The sequence below is a fragment of the Pseudomonas sp. GW822-FHT03F04 genome (genome assembly GCF_058801405.1).
Window position 1 is genome coordinate 235,375 of the sequence record NZ_JBXANF010000011.1, and the last position, 18,870, is coordinate 254,244.

Below are 18,870 nucleotides of genomic sequence, written 5' to 3' on the forward strand. Positions count from 1 at the left end.
AGGAAGCTATCAGGCGTCCAGCTCGGCCCAACGCTCTACCAACGCATCCAGCTCAGCCTGCAACTGCTCCAGCGAAGCAATGACTTTGGCCGTTTCGGCTGGCGGACGCTGGTAGAAACCGGCTTCAGCCATTTCAGCCTCAACAGCAGCGATCTGCTGCTCCTTGGCGTCGATGTCGCCCGGCAACGCTTCCAGCTCGCGCTGAAGCTTGTAGCTCAGCTTCTTCTTCGCAGCCGGGGCCGCAGCAACAGGCGCGGCGACCGGAGCCGGCTCGGCAGTGACCACCGCCGAATTCAGGTCAGCCTTGCCGGACTTGCTTTCGGTCACGCCCAACAGACGCGGCGAACCGCCCTGACGGATCCAGTCCTGATAGCCACCGACGTATTCGCGAACCTTGCCTTCACCTTCGAAGACCAGGGTGCTGGTCACCACGTTGTCGAGGAATGCCCGGTCGTGGCTGACCATCAGCACAGTGCCGTTGAAGGTCAACAGCACTTCTTCGAGCAGCTCGAGGGTTTCCACGTCGAGGTCGTTGGTCGGTTCGTCGAGTACCAGCAGGTTCGCTGGCTTGCTGAACAGTTTGGCCAGCAACAGACGCGCACGCTCACCACCGGACAAAGCCTTCACCGGCGTGCGGGCACGCTGCGGGCTGAACAGGAAGTCGCCGAGGTAGCTGAGCACGTGGCGACTCTGGCCGTCGATGTCGATGAAGTCGCGACCTTCGGCGACGTTATCGATCACGGTTTTTTCCAGATCCAGCTGATGGCGCAGCTGGTCGAAGTAGGCCACGTCGATCCGGGTGCCCTCTTCCACCTTGCCGCTAGTCGGTTGCAGACCGCTGAGCATCAGTTTCAGCAGGGTGGTCTTGCCGGTACCGTTGGCGCCGAGCAGACCGATCCGGTCGCCGCGCTGCAGCACCATGGAAAAATCGCGGATCAGGAACGGACCGCCTGGATGCGCGAAGCTCACGTTATCCAGCACCATCACCTGCTTGCCGGACTTCTCTGCGGTATCCAGCTGGATGTTGGCCTTGCCGGTGCGCTCGCGACGCTCACTGCGCTCCACGCGCAGGGCTTTCAGCGCACGTACGCGGCCTTCGTTACGGGTACGACGGGCCTTGATACCCTGACGAATCCACACTTCTTCCTGGGCCAGACGCTTGTCGAACAGCGCGTTGGCGGTTTCTTCAGCAGCCAGTGCGGCTTCTTTGTGAACCAGAAAACTGGCGTAGTCGCCGTTCCAGTCGATCAGGCCGCCGCGATCCAGTTCGAGGATGCGGGTGGCGAGGTTTTGCAGGAAGGAACGGTCGTGCGTGATGAACAGCACGGCACCCTGGAAATCCTTCAGTGCTTCTTCGAGCCAGGCAATCGCACCGATGTCCAGGTGGTTGGTCGGTTCGTCGAGCAGCAGCAGATCCGGCTCGGACACCAGCGCCTGCGCCAGCAGCACGCGACGACGCCAGCCGCCGGACAACTCGGCGAGGGTCTTGTCGGCCGGCAGTTGCAGGCGGCTGAGGGTGCTGTCGACCAGGGTCTGCAAACGCCAGCCGTCACGGGCTTCAAGGTCATGCTGGACGTGCATCAGCTTGTCCAGATCGGCGTCGGTGACGATGTTCTGGCTCAGGTGATGGTATTCGGCGAGCAAGGCGCCAACACCGTCGAGGCCTTCGGCGACCACGTCGAACACTGTCCGCTCGTCGGCGACCGGCAATTCCTGCGGCAATTCACCGATTTTCAGACCGGGGGCACGCCACACCGAGCCGTCATCAGGCTTCTGGTCGCCCTTGACCAGTTTCATCATGCTGGACTTGCCAGTGCCGTTGCGGCCGATGATGCACACCCGCTCACCACGGGCGATCTGCCAGGACACCTTGTCCAACAACGGCATCGCGCCGAATGCAAGGGACACATCGCTGAATTTGAGCAGGGTCATGAGCTTCTCCAAAAACCGGGCGCGCATTCTACCTGAATCGGGACCCGAGCAGGCCGGCAATTTCGCCGCTGACGCACTCTGCACAACAATTGTTGCGAACTTGTGCCGCAAGGCCCGCAAAGCTTTCGCCGGCTGCTGGCAAAAGGCTAAGCTACAGACAATTCAGTGCCGCCACTGTCGGCACTTGTCATGATTTCTCTGCCCGGATGTCTCATGCGCAGTCGCCTTTTCAGTGTTTTGTCCTGTTTGCTACTCACCGCCGCTGCTGCCCAATCCGCCCAGGCGGTGGACCTGTCCACCCAGCGCCAGTATTACGATGAGGCCAAACGCGCCCTGGCCAAGGGCGACACCGGCCCGTACTTCCGTTACAGCCAGGCCCTCGCCGATTATCCGCTGGAGCCATACCTGGCCTACGACGAGTTGACCGCCCGCCTGAAGACCGCCAGCAACGCGGAAATCGAAAAATTCCTCGCCGAACACGGTGACCTGCCCCAGGCCAACTGGATGAAGCTGCGCTGGTTGCGCTGGTTGGCCGACCGCGGTGAATGGGCGACCTTCGTCAAGTATTACGACCCGAAACTCAACTTCACCGAGCTGGACTGCCTGAACGCGCAGTACCAGATCAGCAGTGGCCGCAAGGCCGAGGGTTATGCCAACGCCGACAAGCTTTGGCTGACCGGCAAATCCCAACCGGCGGCGTGTGATGCGCTGTTTGGGATCTGGGCTGCCGACGGCCAGTTGACCGAGCAAAAACGCTGGGAACGCACCAAGCTCGCTGCTCAGACACGCAACTATCCGCTGGCCAACAGTCTGGTCAACGGCCTGACCACCCTTGCCCCACGCGGGCGTCTACTGGTGGATGTCGCGCAGAAACCGGAACTGCTCAACCAGCCGTCGCGCTTCACGCCGGCCGACGAGCCGATGTCGGACATTGTCAGCCTCGGCCTGCGCCGTCTGGCGCGTCAGGATCCGGACAAGGCCATGGACCTGCTCGACGGCTACGCCAGCAGCATGCATTTCTCCCGGGATGAAAAAGTCGCGATCGCCCGGGAAATCGGCCTGACCCTCGCCCGTCGTTTCGACAGCCGTGCGCTGGACGTGATGACCAAATATGACCCGGAACTGCGCGACAACACTGTTTCCGAATGGCGCCTGCGCCTGTTGCTGCGTCTGGCGCGCTGGGACGACGCCTATCAGTTGACCCGCCGCCTGCCGCAGGATCTGGCCACCACCAACCGCTGGCGCTACTGGCAGGCTCGCAGCCTGGAACTGGCGCAACCGCAGAACCCGGAAGCGCAGACGCTGTACAAGAGCCTCGCACGGGAACGGGACTTCTACGGTTTCCTTGCCGCCGATCGCTCGCAGCTGCCTTATTCGCTGGTCAACAAACCGCTGGTACTCAGCCAGGCCACCATCAACAAGGTGCGCAACACGCCCGGCGTACGCCGCGCGCTGGAGTTTCATGCCCGCGGGCAGATCGTCGACGGGCGTCGCGAGTGGTACCACGTCAGCCGTCACTTCAACCGCGATGAAATGGTCGCCCAGGCCAAACTGGCCTACGACCTGAAGTGGTATTTCCCGGCGATCCGCACTATCAGCCAGGCGCAATACTGGGACGACCTGGACATCCGCTTCCCGATGGCCCACCGCGACACCCTGGTGCGTGAAGCCAAGGTGCGCGGCCTGCATTCGAGCTGGGTGTTCGCCATCACCCGTCAGGAAAGCGCCTTCATGGACGACGCCCGCTCCGGTGTCGGCGCCAGCGGCCTGATGCAACTGATGCCCGGTACCGCCAAGGAAACCGCGCGCAAGTTCAGCATCCCTCTGGCCTCGCCGCAGCAAGTGCTCGATCCGGACAAGAACATCCAGCTCGGCGCCGCCTACCTGAGCCAGGTGCACAGCCAGTTCAACGGCAACCGCGTGCTCGCCTCCGCCGCCTACAACGCCGGCCCCGGCCGCGTGCGTCAGTGGCTACGCGGCGCCGATCACCTGAGCTTCGACGTGTGGGTGGAAAGCATCCCGTTCGACGAAACCCGCCAGTACGTGCAGAACGTGCTGTCCTACTCGGTGATCTACGGCCAGAAACTCAACTCGCCGCAACCGCTGGTGGACTGGCATGAGCGGTACTTTGACGATCAGTGATCGTGCAAAGATCGACGTAAACAAAAATGCCCGCATCGAGAGATGCGGGCATTTTTTATGGCGCTCGACTGGGTCGGTTACTTAGTCGGTTACTGGGTCGGTCGAAGCCAGATGCCCATCACTGAACTGCAACGCCGCCAACCGCGCATACAGCGGATTGCTCGCGATCAGCTCCTGATGCGTACCAATCGCCACCAGCTTGCCCTGGTCCATCACCGCAATCCGATCAGCGTTTTTCACTGTGGCCAAGCGGTGGGCGATCACCAGGGTGGTGCGGTTTTGCATCAGGCTCGGCAGGGCTTGCTGGATCAGGTGTTCGCTCTGGGCATCGAGGGCGCTGGTGGCTTCGTCCAGCAGCAGGATCGGCGCGTCGACCAGCAGCGCCCGGGCGATGGCCAGGCGCTGGCGTTGGCCGCCTGACAGACCGAGACCGCCGTCGCCCAGATGGGTCTGGTAGCCGTCGGGCATTTGTTCGATGAAATCGTGGGCGTGGGCGATTTTTGCCGCCTCCTGCACTTGTTCCAGGGTGGCGGTCGGGCAACCGTAGCGAATGTTTTCTTCGACGCTACCGAAGAACAGCGCCGGGGTCTGCGAAACCAGTGCGAAACAGCGGCGCAAATCCAAAGGATCAAGGCTCGTCAGTGGCACGCCATCAATCAGAATCCGGCCTTCGCGCGGATCGTAGAAGCGCAGCAGCAAGTCATACACCGTGGACTTGCCCGCCCCAGACGGGCCTACAAGCGCAAGGGTTTCGCCTGCATTGACCGTCAGACTCAAGCCGTCAACGGCAAAGCTTTCGGGACGCGAAGGGTAGGAAAAGCGCACGTCCTGCAACGCCAGCTCACCTTTGATCCGCTCCGGCAAGGTCACCAGTCCGGCTTTCGGTGGCTGGATGATGTTTTCGGAACGCAGCAACTCGGCTATACGCTCAGCAGCACCGGCTGCCCGCTGCAATTCACCGATCACTTCACTCAACGTACCAAACGCACTGCCGACGATCAGGCTGTAGAACACGAACGCCGCCAGCTCACCGGCTGAAATTCGCCCGGCAATCACGTCCATGCCGCCGACCCACAACATCACCGCGACGGCACCGAGCACCAGTACGATCACCAGCGTGATCAGCCAGGCCCGCTGGAAAATCCGTTTGCGCGCCGTTTCGAACGCTTGCTCGACGGTGCTGGCGAAACGTTGTTCGTCCTGCACCTGATGGTTGTAGGCCTGCACCGTTTTGATCTGGCCGAGGGTTTCCGACACGTAACTGCCAATGTCGGCGATCCGGTCCTGACTCAGCCGCGAAAGATTACGCACGCGGCGCCCGAATATCAGGATCGGCGCAATCACCAATGGCAGCGCGATCACCACGATGCTGGTGAGTTTGGGGTTGGTGATGAACAGCAGCACCACACCGCCAATGACCATCAGCAAATTACGCAGGAACAGCGACAGCGACGAGCCGATCACCGATTGCAGCAATGTTGTGTCAGCGGTCAGGCGTGACTGGATTTCCGAACTGCGGTTGTCCTCGTAGAACCCGGGATGCAGGTACACCAGATGGTTGAACACCTGCCGGCGAATGTCAGCCACCACCCGTTCACCGATCCATGACACCAGATAAAACCGGGCAAAGGTGCCGACCGCGAGCCCCAACACCAACAGCATGAATAGACCAATGGACTGGTTGAGCAGGTGCGGCGACTGAGTCATGAAGCCTTGGTCGACCAGCAGTTTGATGCCCTGCCCCATCGACAACGTAATGCCGGCCGTGACGATCAGCGCGAGCAGTGCGCCGAAGGCCTGCCAGCGATAAGGCTGAAGAAAATGACTGGTCAGGCGCAGGGCCCGGCGGTGGCGCGAGGAAAGCATCGGGATCATACAGGTTCACGTCGTGTGCTGATTAATGGGGCCAGCCTGGACACTCAATGGGGTGGAACTCTGCAAATCACAATGAGTCAGGTTAATTATGACCGGCCAGACTACCCCCTAGATGCTATCGGTCTAATGCCCGGGTTGAGACGAACGGTCATTTCTGCTTGAGTGGAGATACCGTTCCGGAAAGATCGAAGGGAGTTGTCACAGCCTGGTCACCTGACGGTTTTATTGTGCATACACAACCTGATGAGGAGACAGGCCATGTCCTTGCAACACAGCAGCGATGACAAGATTCAAGTGATCCGCACCAAGCCCGGCCAACCTCTGGGTTGCTCGATTATCGATAAGGATGGGCGCGAAGTGCCAATCACTGAAGACATGATCCAGAACGCCTGCCGCGAACTGGAGAAGCGATTGGTCAAGCCTGCCGAACAAAAGTGATATCGCCACCGTCTTCCTGACCCGGCCCCTGGAGGCCGGGTTTTTTCTGCCCGCGATTTAAACGGCCACAGCGCCCAGCGCCGTCACGATCTGCTGCAACGCCGGGGAATGCCCCTCGATCCGCACTTTCAGCCCTTCGATCTCGCGGCGCACCGGATACTGTTTGCGCAACACATCAAACGCGGCACGTTGCTCACCGACGCTACCCAACAGGGTGCGGCGGAAATCCGCATCGTCCCGGCGCGGGTCGTACACACCACGGCACAACATCGCCAGCGCCCAGGCCGGATCGCTGTCGGCATGCAGGGAAACTTCCGACAACCACGGTGCCGGCAACAGATCGCTGAGCTGAATGCTGGCCGGCTGACCGATGAATTCGCAGTAAGCCTGATAGATCTGCGCCGTGCCGCGTTGCTTGCCATCGAGGCTGTAACCGGCGATATGCGGCGTCGCCAGTACGCAGAGTTCAGCCAACGCCACATCGACTTGCGGTTCGGCTTCCCACACGTCAAGCACCGCCTGCAGGTCTTCACGTTCCAGCAGCACTTCGCGCAACGCGGCGTTATCCACCACCGGGCCACGGGCGGCGTTGATCAGCCAGGCGCCGGGCTTGAGTTGCTGTAAACGCTGTTCGTCGAACAAGTGCCAGGTCGCGCCGTCGCCGTTGCGGGTCAGTGGCGTGTGCAGACTGATTACGTCGCACTGCTGGATGATCTGCTCCAGGCTGACATAGTCACCGCCCTCGGCTGCCTGACGCGGCGGATCGCAGACTTTCACGTTCCAACCCAGCCCTTTGAGCACCTTGATCAAGCGACCGCCCACTTCACCGGCGCCGATCACGCCATAAGTGCGCTCACTCAAATCGACGCCTTCGATTTCGGCCAGGGTCATCAGGCTGCCGAGCACGTAATCCACCACGCCCCGGGCATTGCAGCCGGGCGCACTGGACCAGGTGATGCCGGCCTCATTGAAGTATTCGAGATCCAGATGATCGGTGCCGATGGTGCAGGTGCCGACAAACCGCACCTTGCTGCCTTCGAGCAACGCACGATTGACGTTAGTTACCGAGCGCACCAGCAGCACGTCGGCCTGTTCGACCGTGGCCCGGTCAATGGAACGGCCCGGCACCCGGCGGATCTCGCCGAAACCGGCAAAAAAAGCATCGAGCAGCGGGATATTTTCGTCGGCAACAATCAGCATGGCAGGGCTCCTTGGGCGGATCGGCAGTGTAGGCGCTGACACTGCGATGAGCCAGCAGGCTGTGATTCTTGATAAGGCGGGACGATTACAAATCCGCAACAGAGGATTTTTCCTGACCATTACGTCAGCGGCGTAGAATGCCCGGCCTTGCGCATCAACCCCTGTGGACGCTTTGCCTGTGAATTCCGTAACTGAACGCCCTGACGCCGTTTCCCTCAACCGCCCTGCCCGGGTTCGCCTGGAGCTGAAGAATCTGCTCGGCCTGGCCCTGCCGATCATGATCGCGCAACTGGCGACCACCGCCATGGGCTTCGTCGATGCGGTGATGGCCGGGCGCGTCGGGCCAAAGGATCTGGCGGCCGTGGCGCTGGGCAACTCGATCTGGGTGCCGGTGTTTCTGCTGATGACCGGCACCCTGCTGGCCACCACGCCGAAAGTCGCCCAGCGCTTCGGCGCCGGCACCCACAGCGAGATCGGCCCGATCGTACGCCAGGCCTTGTGGCTGGCGCTGGTGGTCGGACTGATGGCGACCACCCTGCTGTTCAGCGCCGAACCGATCCTGCACCTGATGAAAGTCGATCCGGAGCTGATCGGCCCGTGCATGCAATACCTGCACGGCATCGCCAGCGGTCTGCCGGCGGTGGCGTTCTACCATGTGCTGCGCTGCACCAGCGACGGCCTCGGCCGCACCCGGCCGGCGATGGTGCTGGGCCTGTGCGGCCTGGCGCTGAACATTCCGCTGAACTACGTGTTCATTTACGGCCACTTCGGTGTGCCGGCCATGGGCGGCGTCGGTTGCGGCTGGGCCACAGCGATCGTGATGTGGGTGATGGCACTGGGCCTGGCCGGTTATGAGCGCTGGGCGCCGGCCTACAAGTCGAGCGAACTGTTCAGCCGTTTCGACTGGCCGCAATGGGCGGTGATCAAACGCTTGCTGGCCATCGGTCTGCCGATCGGCGTCGCGGTATTTGCCGAATCGAGCATCTTCGCGGTGATCGCGCTGCTGATCGGCAGCCTTGGCGCCACCGTGGTGGCCGGGCACCAGATCGCGCTGAACGTCAGCTCGCTGGTGTTCATGATTCCGTATTCGCTGGGCATGGCCGTGACCGTGCGGGTCGGCCAGGCCCTGGGCCGTGAAGAACCCCGTGAAGCGCGTTTCGCGGCGGGTGTCGGCATGGGCACTGCCCTGGCCTACGCCTGCCTGTCAGCGAGCATGATGCTGCTGATGCGCGAACACATTGCGGCGATCTACACGTCGGATCCGATGGTAATTCACATCGCCGCGATGCTGATCGTGTACTCCGCGCTGTTCCAGTTCTCCGACGCGATTCAGGTCACCGCCGCTGGCGCCCTGCGCGGTTATCAGGACACGCGGGTAACGATGATCCTCACCCTGTTCGCCTACTGGGGTATCGGCCTGCCGGTGGGTTACGCCCTCGGCCTGACCGACTGGCTCGGCGAGCCTCGCGGCCCGAGCGGCTTGTGGGAAGGCCTGATCGTCGGCCTGAGCTGTGCGGCGCTGATGCTGTCGATTCGCCTGACGCGCAGTGCGCGCAAACGCATTCGCATCAGCCGCTCGATGGGCTGATCGGCGATAAAAAAAGACCTGCACATGCAGGTCTTTTTTTTGCCTTCCGATCAACCGGACTTCTTGCGGATCCAGTACAGATAGGTCCCGGCCTCTTCGTGCTGCCCGACCAGTTCATGGTCGAGAAACACGCAGAACTTGGGGATGTCGCGACGGGTCGACGGGTCGGTGGCGATCACCTTGAGCAGGCCGCCGGGCACCAGGTCACGAATGTGCTGGTGCAGCATCATCACCGGCTCCGGGCAGTTGAGGCCCGTAGCATCGAGGGTGCCGTCGACCGGCGTATCAATCATTTCACTCATGATTCACTCCTGAAACTGGCCGGCATTGTCGCCCAATGCCGGGTGTTCGGTCACCTGTCGCGCGCTCAGCGGGCTTTGGCTTTCTTCACGTCATGGCGGCGCAAATGGCAGGTCACTTCCTCGCGGTCGTGGTATAGCTGCTTGCAGCCGATATCGACCTTGATCCCGCGGGCCTTGAAACCATCGGCGATACGCTCGAGTAGACGCTTCACTTCGGCGTAACGCTGCTTCATCGGCAACTTGAGGTTGACCACCGCTTCCCGGCAATGACCCTCGCCGATCCACTCTTCGAGCATCGCGGCGTTGCGCGCCGGCTTCTCGACGATGTCGCAGACCATCCAGTCCACCGGTTGCTTGGGTTTGAAGGTGAAACCGTCGGCCATCAAGTGCTGCACCAGGCCGGTGTCCATCAGGCTTTCGGCCATCGGGCCGTTGTCAATGGCCGTCACCAGCATGCCGCGATTGACCAGTTGCCAGGTCCAGCCGCCCGGCGCAGCGCCGAGGTCGACACCGGTCATGTCGCTGTGCAGGCGATCTTCCCACTGATCGCGGGGAATGAAGTGATGCCAGGCCTCTTCCAGCTTCAGGGTCGAACGGCTCGGCGCCTCGCGCGGAAATTTCAGACGCGGAATGCCCATCGGCCACATCGCCGAGTTACCGGCATCGGCCAGACCGAGGAACACCTCACGACCGCTCTTGAAGGTCAGCAGCAGGCGTGGCTTGCTGGCGTCGTCCACCAGTTTGCCGGCGCCGGTCAGCGCCTTGCGCAGCGGGCCTTCGAACTTCTTGCAGAAGTTCGACAGTTCCTTGCCGTCGTTGGTGTCGACGACTTCCAGCCACAAGCTGCCGCACACCGGGAATTCGGCCATGTGCGCGAGGATCACGCTGATGCGGTCGGTTTCCGGCAGATCGATGAAAAGTCCACGCGCCCACTGGCGCGGGAAGATCAGCTCGGCGAAACGCTGGCCACGCATCAGGCGCTCGGCGCCGTCTTCTTCGGTGCAGACGAACTCGGCGCAAGCGGTCGCCGGTTTGGCCTTGGCGTAGCCGGCCACGTTCAGTTGGGCGGCGAGGTCGGAAATCTCCGAGCAGACTTCGCCTTCGAAGCCTGGCCGGCAATGCATGAATAGGGTGTTCATTCTTACTCCTGGGCAGAGGGCGATCATTCATCCCCTGCGCGATGCCCAGACCTGCGTTGAAGCAAAGCCTGTCACGAAAACCGGCGCATGATAGCCCATGTCGGAACCTTGGACTTGCCCATAGAGTCCAGTTATTAGCCAGCTACTGAAAACAGGGCTACGTTGATAGCTCTGCCCGTCCCCTCAGTCCGTAGCCGTGCGGACTCAAACAGGCTGTTTGAAAACGTAGCGAGCGAAGGCAAGACAAGGCAAAAACAGGCTTGGAAGCGGAGTCTACGAGTTGTAAATGAGCATTCCGAGCCTGTTTTTAACGCAGGATTGCCGAGCGCAGTAGTTTTCAAACAGCCTGAAAGGAGTGATCGTAATGCCGTCCCTTGATAGCCTGAACACCCTTAAAACCTTGAAAGTCGATGACAAGACTTACCACTACTTCAGCCTGCCGGATGCTGCCAAAAGCCTGGGCAATATCGACAAGCTGCCCATGTCGCTGAAGGTGCTGCTGGAAAACCTGCTGCGCTGGGAAGATGAAAAAACCGTCACCGGCGCCGACCTCAAGGCGATTGCCGCGTGGCTCAAGGAGCGCCGCTCCGACCGGGAAATCCAGTACCGCCCTGCCCGGGTGCTGATGCAGGACTTTACCGGCGTACCGGCCGTGGTCGATCTGGCCGCGATGCGCGCCGCCATGGCCAAGGCTGGCGGCGATCCGCAGCGGATCAACCCGCTGTCGCCGGTGGATCTGGTGATCGACCACTCGGTGATGGTCGATAAATTCGGCAGCGCCAGCGCATTCGAACAGAACGTCGACATCGAAATGCAGCGCAATGGCGAACGCTACGCCTTCCTGCGCTGGGGCCAGAGCGCCTTCGACAACTTCAGCGTGGTGCCGCCGGGCACCGGGATCTGCCACCAGGTCAACCTCGAATACCTCGGACGCACGGTGTGGACCAAGGACGAAGACGGCCGCACCTATGCCTTCCCCGACACACTGGTCGGCACCGACTCCCATACCACCATGATCAACGGCCTCGGCGTACTCGGCTGGGGCGTCGGCGGGATCGAGGCGGAAGCGGCGATGCTCGGGCAACCGGTGTCGATGCTGATTCCCGAAGTAATCGGCTTCAAACTCACCGGCAAGCTCAAGGAAGGCATCACCGCCACCGACCTGGTGCTGACCGTGACCCAGATGCTGCGCAAGAAAGGCGTGGTCGGCAAATTCGTCGAGTTCTATGGCGACGGCCTCGCCGACCTGCCGCTGGCCGACCGCGCGACCATCGCCAACATGGCCCCGGAATATGGCGCGACCTGCGGTTTCTTCCCGGTCGATGACGTAACCCTCGAATACCTGCGCCTGTCCGGCCGGCCGACTGAAGTGGTGAAACTGGTCGAGGCCTACACCAAGGCTCAGGGCCTGTGGCGTCTGCCTGGTCAGGAACCGGTGTTCACCGACAGCCTGGCGCTGGACATGAGCAGCGTCGAAGCCAGCCTCGCCGGGCCGAAACGCCCACAGGACTGGGTGTCCCTGCCGAATGTCGGCCAGGCCTTCAGTGACTTCCTCGACCTGCAATTCAAACCCACCAGCAAGGAAGAAGGACGTCTGGAAAGCGAGGGTGGCGGCGGTGTCGCGGTGGGCAATGCTGATCTGGTCGGCGAAACGGATTACGAGTACGACGGCCACACCTACCGCCTGAAAAACGGTGCCGTGGTGATTGCCGCGATCACGTCCTGCACCAACACCTCCAACCCCAGCGTGATGATGGCCGCCGGCCTGCTGGCGAAAAAAGCCGTGGAGAAAGGCCTGACCCGCAAGCCGTGGGTGAAAAGCTCACTGGCACCGGGCTCCAAGGTGGTCACCGATTACTACAAAGCCGCCGGGCTGACGCAGTACCTCGATCAGCTCGGGTTTTCACTGGTTGGGTATGGTTGCACCACCTGCATCGGCAACTCCGGGCCGCTGCCGGAACCGATCGAAAAAGCCATCCAGAAGGCCGACCTGACCGTCGCTTCGGTGCTGTCCGGCAACCGCAACTTCGAAGGCCGGGTGCATCCGCTGGTGAAAACCAACTGGCTGGCGTCACCGCCGCTGGTCGTCGCCTACGCCCTGGCCGGCAGTGTGCGCACCGACATCAGCAGCGAACCGCTGGGCAACGACCAGCAGGGCAATCCGGTTTACCTACGTGACATCTGGCCAAGCAGCAAGGAAATCGCCGACGCGGTGAATCAGGTCAATACGGCGATGTTCCACAAGGAGTACGCCGAGGTGTTTGCCGGTGACGAACAGTGGCAAGCCATCGAAGTGCCGCAAGCCGCGACCTACGTCTGGCAGGCAGATTCGACTTACATCCAGCATCCGCCGTTCTTCGATGACATCGCCGGGCCATTGCCGGTGATCGCCGATGTGAAAGGCGCGCGAGTGCTGGCGTTGCTGGGCGATTCGGTGACCACTGACCACATCTCCCCCGCCGGCAACATCAAGGCCGACAGCCCGGCCGGGCGTTACCTGCGCGAGCAAGGCGTCGAACCACGGGACTTCAACTCCTACGGCTCACGCCGGGGCAACCATGAAGTGATGATGCGCGGCACTTTCGCCAACATCCGCATCCGTAACGAAATGCTCGGCGGCGAAGAAGGTGGCAACACGATCTACATTCCGACCGGCGAGAAACTGGCGATCTACGACGCGGCCATGCGTTATCAGGCCTCGGGCACGCCGCTGGTGGTGATTGCCGGGCAAGAATACGGCACCGGCTCCAGCCGCGACTGGGCCGCCAAGGGTACCAACCTGCTGGGAGTTAAAGCGGTGATCGCTGAAAGCTTCGAGCGAATCCACCGTTCCAACCTGGTAGGCATGGGCGTGCTGCCGTTGCAGTTCAAGCTGGATCAGAACCGCAAGAGCCTGAACCTCACCGGCAAGGAAACCCTGGAGATTCAGGGTCTGACCGGAGTCGAGCTGACGCCAAGGATGAACCTGACCCTGGTGATCACCCGAGAAGACGGGCGTCAGGAGAAAATCGAAGTGCTGTGCCGCATCGACACCCTTAACGAGGTGGAGTACTTCAAGTCCGGCGGGATCCTGCATTACGTGTTGCGGCAGTTGATCGCCTCGTAAAACCTGCAGATGCAGAAACACCGCCAATCGGCGGTGTTTCTGTTTGGGCACGGTACTTTTCCATAGGCGAAAAAAAACCCGCCGAAGCGGGTTTTTCCCAAGACCATTATCGACTCCCTGTCGGCAGCGATCCTTGCTAATGGTCGATCATCCGTGATCCTGAAACACTCCCTGTGCTTCAGTTGATGAGGCTAGATTACGCTCTGGATCCAATCGGCAATAGTCGACAAAGCTACCACCGCGTGTAAGACATTCGCCATAGCACCCCTTCCGAAAACCCTTAGACGTGTCAGGCATCGAGCGCGCAAGCCGCCAGATACGCGACTTCCAGCTGTCCGGCGGCGGCTTTTTGTTCGTCATCCTCCATGAACCACGCGGCAGACAGTCCGGCAAACGCCAGCACCCATTGCAAGAGACGCCGGCGGTCCAGCCCTGCCGTTTCGCAGATCACATCGACTTGCCGTTGAAAGCGTTCAGGATCAGCGGCCGTCGGCAATTCCGGGTTGCAGATCAGGTTGGCGTAGTCGTAGCCACGCTCGCCCCGCACCCGTTTCGGATCGATGGCGAGCCAGCCGCGCGAGCCAAAATCGAGGACGTTGTCGTGGTGCATGTCACCGTGCAGCACAACAATCTCCCGGGGTTCGGCGAGCACGGTTTCAGCCATTTGCAGGCAAACAGAATATTGGCCGCCGTATCGGGCGGCGGACACTCGCAGCGAGGCAAACCACGGTGCCAGCTCCACTAACGCAGGCGGCTCCGTGGATCGCGGCGCATGCAACCGCGCCAAGGCCCGGCACATGATGCGGGTCGCCTCGTCATCTTCGCCATTGAGCGCCATATTCATCAACGAACGTTGACCCGTGGCCCGCTCCAGAAGCAGTCCTTCCTCGTGATGAGCGAGCACCCGGGCGGCGCCGTCGCCGTTCCACCAGGTCATCAGCAGGTTGCCGTACTTTTCCTCATCGTCCACCGCGACTTTCAGCATCGCCGGTACGTCACCCTGACGCACCGGCAACAACTTGCTGCCCGGCGTGATGATCGGAACACCGTCGGGCACCAGCGCCCAACGCTTCAACCACGGATCAAACCACTCGCTGTCAGCCACCTTCACGCTCGCGTGCCCTGTCGGTCTCGGCCAGAAAGTGTTCGAGTCGGCTCAATTGCTCCTCCCAGCCACGGCTGTCCATGTAGTACGCCTCTTTTTGGCGGACGTCGGGAATGTGCGCAAAACCTGACTCGGAGACCTTCAGCAGCGTGCCGTTCTCGTAGTCCTGCAGCTCGAATTTGACCAGTGTGGTCGGTTCCTGGGAGTAATCGATTTTCGGGTTCACCGCATACGGGTGCCAACGGAAGGAAAACAACTGCTGGGGCTCGACACGCTCCACCAGCACGTTCCAGAGCACATGTTCATAACCGGGGTACGTGACCTGCCCCTGCGTCCACTCGCCCGCGATAAACCGCCGCCCTTCCAGAGCCACGCCAAACCACTGGCCAAACGCCTCGGCATCGACCAGCGCACGCCAGACATGGGAGCGTGGCGACCTGAGCATGATTTTACGTTCAAAGCTGTTGGGTACTGGTTTCATACGTCACCTCCTGTTTTGAACAGTAGGCTTGTATGACCACATGTCCAATGCGAAGTTGTATCAAACGACTGATCAAAATCATCCTTCGCCTGTCTACACTGCACATTTCTTCACCGCAAACAGCGAGAAACCCCATGTCCCCACGCCTGCTTCTGGCCCTGACACCCTTTTTTTTCACTGCCGTCGCCCACGCGGCCGTGGACTGCGCCAATGCCAGCGATCAGGCGACGATGAATCAGTGCGCCGGGCAAGAGAGCAAAGCGGCGGATAAAGAGTTGAACACGGTGTATCAGCAGATCACCGCACGGCTGAAAGAAGAACCTGCCAGCAAGAAACTGCTGGTCAGTGCTCAGCGGGCGTGGATTGGGTTTCGCGATGCCGAATGCGAATTTTCGGCGTCGGGCGTAAAGGGCGGAAGTATGTACCCGATGATCTACAGCGTATGCATCACGCGTGTGACCAAGGGTCGAACCGAGGCTCTCAAGCAGTATTTGAAGTGTGAGGAAGGGGATGTGGGCTGCCCGGTGCCAGGGGCCTGATATTCAAAACCTGAGCTGCTCGCGACTGCGGCAGCTCAGGCAATACAAAATTACCGAACAAAAATCTGCGCCGTGGTAATCGCCATATCCCCACCCGGCAATTTGATGCTGCCGGTCTGTTTCATGGTCGCGGCATCAAAGATCGCCACGTCGTTGAACGTCCCGGCGAGATAGATTTTGCTGCCGTCCTTGTTGAACGAAATGCAGTAGTAGGAATGGTCCAGCGTGGCCGCCTGAATCAGCTTCTTCTGCTTGATGTCGTACTTCGCCAGACGATTGAGCACACCGAACATCAGGTTCGGATCCTTCGGTGAGCGCATGCCACTGAAATAGATTTCGGTCAGCGGGCCAAAATCAGTGGTTTCGGTCTTGCCGGTCTTCAGGTCGATGCTGAACAGTCCGTACAGATACTCGGCAGTGGCCGGATCCTGCTTCTTGTCCTTGAACTTGGCGGCGGTGTACAGCAGCGAGAAATCGTGGCGGTAAGTCTGCTGGTTCCACACGTAGAGCACGTCCGGCGCGCTGTAATTCGGGCGTTTCCAGTGGCGGCTGGGGATCAGCACGTCGAACTTTCCGCTCTTCACATCGACCTTGTACACATCAGCGCCAGCTACATACAACGTGCCGTCATCGCCGCTCTGCATGATCGTCAACTGCCGTGGCGCCGGGAAGCTGCGCACCGGTTTGGCGTTCATTCCGGCATCGGTGGCGTAAACGTCCAGACGCGGCTGCTTGACCTCGTAGTGGTCGTTGAGCATCAACGTCGGGTTGGCGATGGTGTACAGCTCCTTGCCGTCATGGCTGACGGTGAAGGCGAACATCGACCGCGCTTTCTCCCCCGGTTGCTGGGTGATGCTGGCGTGGAACACCTGCTTGCAGCTGTCCAGTTCGACACCGTAAACATCGGCGTAATGGTTGTTCAGCACATACGCGGTCTTGCGATCCGGCGACAGCTGCACGGTCCCGGGGCCAAAGGCGTCGGGCATCTTGCAGGTCTTGTACAAGGTGTCGGTCGCCAGGTCGATGACATGCAGGTTGTTCGGGTAATTGGTGGTCAACATGTACTCGTGACCGTCCTGCAGCGCGGTGTTTTCATCGGCCAGAACCGGGAGCGAACAGGCGCTCAGGACCGCGAGTGCGGCAAGGCCGCAGGCTTTGTTGAGGCTAGGCATGCTGGAATCCTTCTTCTTAGGGATCACTTGTCTTTCGGGAAGACAGTGCCGAGGTTGCGCCAGTTGTCGTTGGACGCCTGGGCATCCTTGTTCCAGTCCGGGTAGGTGCTCATCATGTCCGGCACCTGGGCCGGCCACCAGCATGGGTCGGAGCAGCCATACAGGTCGGCTTCCATCGGCTGGCACAGCGACGACACCCCGCCGAACGCATCGATTTCCCAACCCGGGTCGGTGGTCGAGGCACAGCCGGCGACGGAGCTCATCGCCACCACTTCTTCGATGCGGTTTTCATCCGCGGCCTGATCCAGCTTCAACGCTTTGTTATTGATTGCCTTGAGATGTTTCATATCAGTGAGCCTTGCGCGGAGTGATGTAGCTGCTGATGAACGCAGGGTTATTGGCCATGATCCGGGTGTAGACCTCGATGCCGAAGTCGACCCAGTCACGCATCAGTTCGCAGTAGTGATAAGTCGGGTGGGCCGGGTCGCCGTAGCGGGCGTAGCTTTCGTGGTAGCAGCCGCCGGAGCACAGGTTGCGGATCTGGCAGTCGTGGCAACCGGTGTTGGTGCGGTCCAGACGTTGGGACAGGAAGTCATTCAACTCGACCTGTTTCACACCGCTGTGGACATTGCCGAAGGTCGGCAGCGATGAACCGGTGAAGCGATGGCACAGGTTCAACTCACCCTTGTGATCGACCGCCAGCATCTTCAACCCGGCACCGCACGGCAGGGCCTTTTTGTGGCCTTCGTGGATGTCGGTGATCAACTGATGCAGGTTGGAGAAACCGATGTTGCGGTGCTCCAGCGCGGCTTCCAGATAACGCCGACCCAGGCGCTTCATGCTGGCGAACACTTCGATCAGCTCGTCGGTGGAAAGGTTGAAGCTACTGATATCGCCGGACGTCACCGGGGCAAACCCGACTTCGGCAAACCCCAGCTCGTTGAACAGGTGATCCCAGATGGTTTCGACGTCGGTGACGCCAGTGGTCAGGGTCACTCGCGCACCGACCGGGCGGCTGTTGTAGCGCGACAGCAGCATCTCTGCCTTGCGTCGCACCACGTCATAGGTGCCCTGCCCGCCCACGGTGATGCGGTTGCGGTCGTGCACGGTTTTCGGCCCGTCGATGCTCACCGACAGTCCGAAGCGGTGGGCATTCAGATAGTCCACGGTTTCTTCGGTGAGCAGCGTGGCGTTGGTGGTCATCACGAATTCGACGAACTTGCCGGCCTCGGCAAACCGCTTCTCGCAGTAATCGACCATGTACTCGATCAGCTTGCGATTGCTCAGCGGCTCGCCGCCGAAAAACACCACGGTGAAGCGTTCTTCGTCGGGGGATTCACGCAGCAGCATTTCCACTGACGCGATGGCGGTTTCAACGTCCATCTTCTTGCCGGCGGACGGTTTGTCGAGGTCTTCCTTGTAGCAGTAGGTGCAGCTCAGGTTGCAGCCGGTGTTGACGTTGAGCACCACCGTGTTGATCGCGGTGCGCTCGACGCGTTTGACCGCGATGTCCGGGGTCAACGGCGAGCCGTCGCTGACCAGTTCCAGCGAGATCAGCTCGCGCAGGGTCTCGTTGATTTCCTCGCCGTTGAACCGCGCGCCGAGGCGCTGGATCAAGTCTTCCGAGGAACAGCCGGGGCCGCGCAACGCATCGATGATGGTGCCGGTCAGTTCATCGCTGGCGAACAGCGAACTGCTGGGGATGTGGAACAGCATGCGGTCGGCGTCGACGTGCACTTCGTGCAGATTACGTTCGACCAGATTCAAGATAGCGCCCATTGCAAACCTCCTGTGCAAACCCCGCCTGGCGGGACTTGCGGTCATTCCGAAAAGTGTCTGAATCGCTGTGGC

15 protein-coding genes are annotated in these 18,870 nt (G+C 60.9%); 5 read left to right on the plus strand and 10 right to left on the minus strand.

Features of this window, described 5'->3' with window-relative positions:
- Positions 1-9: 9 nt before the first annotated feature.
- A complete protein-coding gene (locus AC1RMX_RS24900) occupies positions 10-1,932 on the minus strand; it encodes an ATP-binding cassette domain-containing protein (protein ID WP_096822094.1) in 1,923 nt (640 codons plus the stop codon).
- A 213-nt stretch (positions 1,933-2,145) separates the two neighbouring features.
- Between AC1RMX_RS24900 and AC1RMX_RS24905 the strand changes: the two genes are divergently transcribed.
- On the plus strand, positions 2,146-4,074 hold the full coding sequence (locus AC1RMX_RS24905; RefSeq protein WP_096822095.1) for a transglycosylase SLT domain-containing protein: 1,929 nt from the start codon (positions 2,146-2,148) through the stop codon (positions 4,072-4,074).
- 81 nt (positions 4,075-4,155) lie between these two features.
- On the opposite strand, the gene AC1RMX_RS24910 is transcribed toward AC1RMX_RS24905, so the two are convergent.
- Positions 4,156-5,949 carry an ABC transporter transmembrane domain-containing protein gene (locus AC1RMX_RS24910; RefSeq protein WP_493073323.1) on the minus strand — a complete coding sequence of 598 codons (1,794 nt, stop codon included), beginning with the start codon at positions 5,947-5,949 and terminating at the stop codon, positions 4,156-4,158.
- A gap of 258 nt (positions 5,950-6,207) precedes the next feature.
- On the opposite strand from AC1RMX_RS24910, the gene AC1RMX_RS24915 reads away from it, so the two are divergent.
- The gene (locus AC1RMX_RS24915) at positions 6,208-6,387 is read left to right on the plus strand and encodes a PA1571 family protein (RefSeq protein WP_065260694.1); all 180 of its coding nucleotides are present in this window, start codon (positions 6,208-6,210) and stop codon (positions 6,385-6,387) included.
- 57 nt (positions 6,388-6,444) lie between these two features.
- On the opposite strand, the gene pdxB is transcribed toward AC1RMX_RS24915, so the two are convergent.
- Positions 6,445-7,587: a 4-phosphoerythronate dehydrogenase PdxB gene (gene pdxB / locus AC1RMX_RS24920; protein WP_102621850.1), complete on the minus strand. Its 1,143-nt coding sequence runs from the start codon at positions 7,585-7,587 to the stop codon at positions 6,445-6,447.
- 178 nt (positions 7,588-7,765) lie between these two features.
- Between pdxB and AC1RMX_RS24925 the strand changes: the two genes are divergently transcribed.
- On the plus strand, positions 7,766-9,175 hold the full coding sequence (locus AC1RMX_RS24925) for an MATE family efflux transporter (protein WP_493073324.1): 1,410 nt from the start codon (positions 7,766-7,768) through the stop codon (positions 9,173-9,175).
- A 50-nt stretch (positions 9,176-9,225) separates the two neighbouring features.
- Here AC1RMX_RS24925 and tusA read toward each other — a convergent pair whose 3' ends face one another.
- Both tusA and rlmM read right to left on the minus strand, forming a co-directional pair.
- Entirely contained in the window at positions 9,226-9,477 is a 252-nt protein-coding gene (gene tusA / locus AC1RMX_RS24930; RefSeq protein ID WP_007953079.1) for a sulfurtransferase TusA, read from the minus strand.
- Between the two features lie 65 nt (positions 9,478-9,542).
- Positions 9,543-10,616 carry a 23S rRNA (cytidine(2498)-2'-O)-methyltransferase RlmM gene (gene rlmM, locus AC1RMX_RS24935; RefSeq protein WP_096822098.1) on the minus strand — a complete coding sequence of 358 codons (1,074 nt, stop codon included), beginning with the start codon at positions 10,614-10,616 and terminating at the stop codon, positions 9,543-9,545.
- 364 nt (positions 10,617-10,980) lie between these two features.
- On the opposite strand from rlmM, the gene acnA reads away from it, so the two are divergent.
- A complete protein-coding gene (acnA, locus tag AC1RMX_RS24940) occupies positions 10,981-13,722 on the plus strand; it encodes an aconitate hydratase AcnA (protein ID WP_493073325.1) in 2,742 nt (913 codons plus the stop codon).
- Positions 13,723-14,011: 289 nt separating this feature from the next.
- Here the strand turns inward: acnA and AC1RMX_RS24945 are convergent, their stop codons facing one another.
- Complete coding sequence (locus tag AC1RMX_RS24945) at positions 14,012-14,827, minus strand: aminoglycoside phosphotransferase family protein (protein ID WP_493073350.1); 816 nt, start codon at positions 14,825-14,827, stop codon at positions 14,012-14,014.
- Positions 14,820-15,308, minus strand: coding sequence for an SRPBCC family protein (locus AC1RMX_RS24950; RefSeq protein WP_085713126.1), 489 nt, complete (start codon positions 15,306-15,308; stop codon positions 14,820-14,822). Before AC1RMX_RS24950 ends, AC1RMX_RS24945 begins: the two co-directional genes overlap by 8 nt.
- Positions 15,309-15,442: 134 nt before the next feature.
- On the opposite strand from AC1RMX_RS24950, the gene AC1RMX_RS24955 reads away from it, so the two are divergent.
- A complete protein-coding gene (locus tag AC1RMX_RS24955) occupies positions 15,443-15,847 on the plus strand; it encodes a lysozyme inhibitor LprI family protein (protein WP_493073327.1) in 405 nt (134 codons plus the stop codon).
- 50 nt (positions 15,848-15,897) lie between these two features.
- Here the strand turns inward: AC1RMX_RS24955 and peaD are convergent, their stop codons facing one another.
- The 3 genes from peaD to peaB are packed head-to-tail and all read right to left on the minus strand — an operon-like array spanning position 15,898 to position 18,798.
- The gene (peaD, locus tag AC1RMX_RS24960; protein ID WP_493066498.1) at positions 15,898-17,019 is read right to left on the minus strand and encodes a quinohemoprotein amine dehydrogenase subunit beta; all 1,122 of its coding nucleotides are present in this window, start codon (positions 17,017-17,019) and stop codon (positions 15,898-15,900) included.
- Positions 17,020-17,042: 23 nt separating this feature from the next.
- Entirely contained in the window at positions 17,043-17,366 is a 324-nt protein-coding gene (gene qhpC / locus AC1RMX_RS24965) for a quinohemoprotein amine dehydrogenase subunit gamma (RefSeq protein ID WP_008016081.1), read from the minus strand.
- Between the two features lies 1 nt (position 17,367).
- On the minus strand, positions 17,368-18,798 hold the full coding sequence (gene peaB, locus AC1RMX_RS24970) for a quinohemoprotein amine dehydrogenase maturation protein (protein WP_192558574.1): 1,431 nt from the start codon (positions 18,796-18,798) through the stop codon (positions 17,368-17,370).
- Positions 18,799-18,870: the final 72 nt, after the last annotated feature.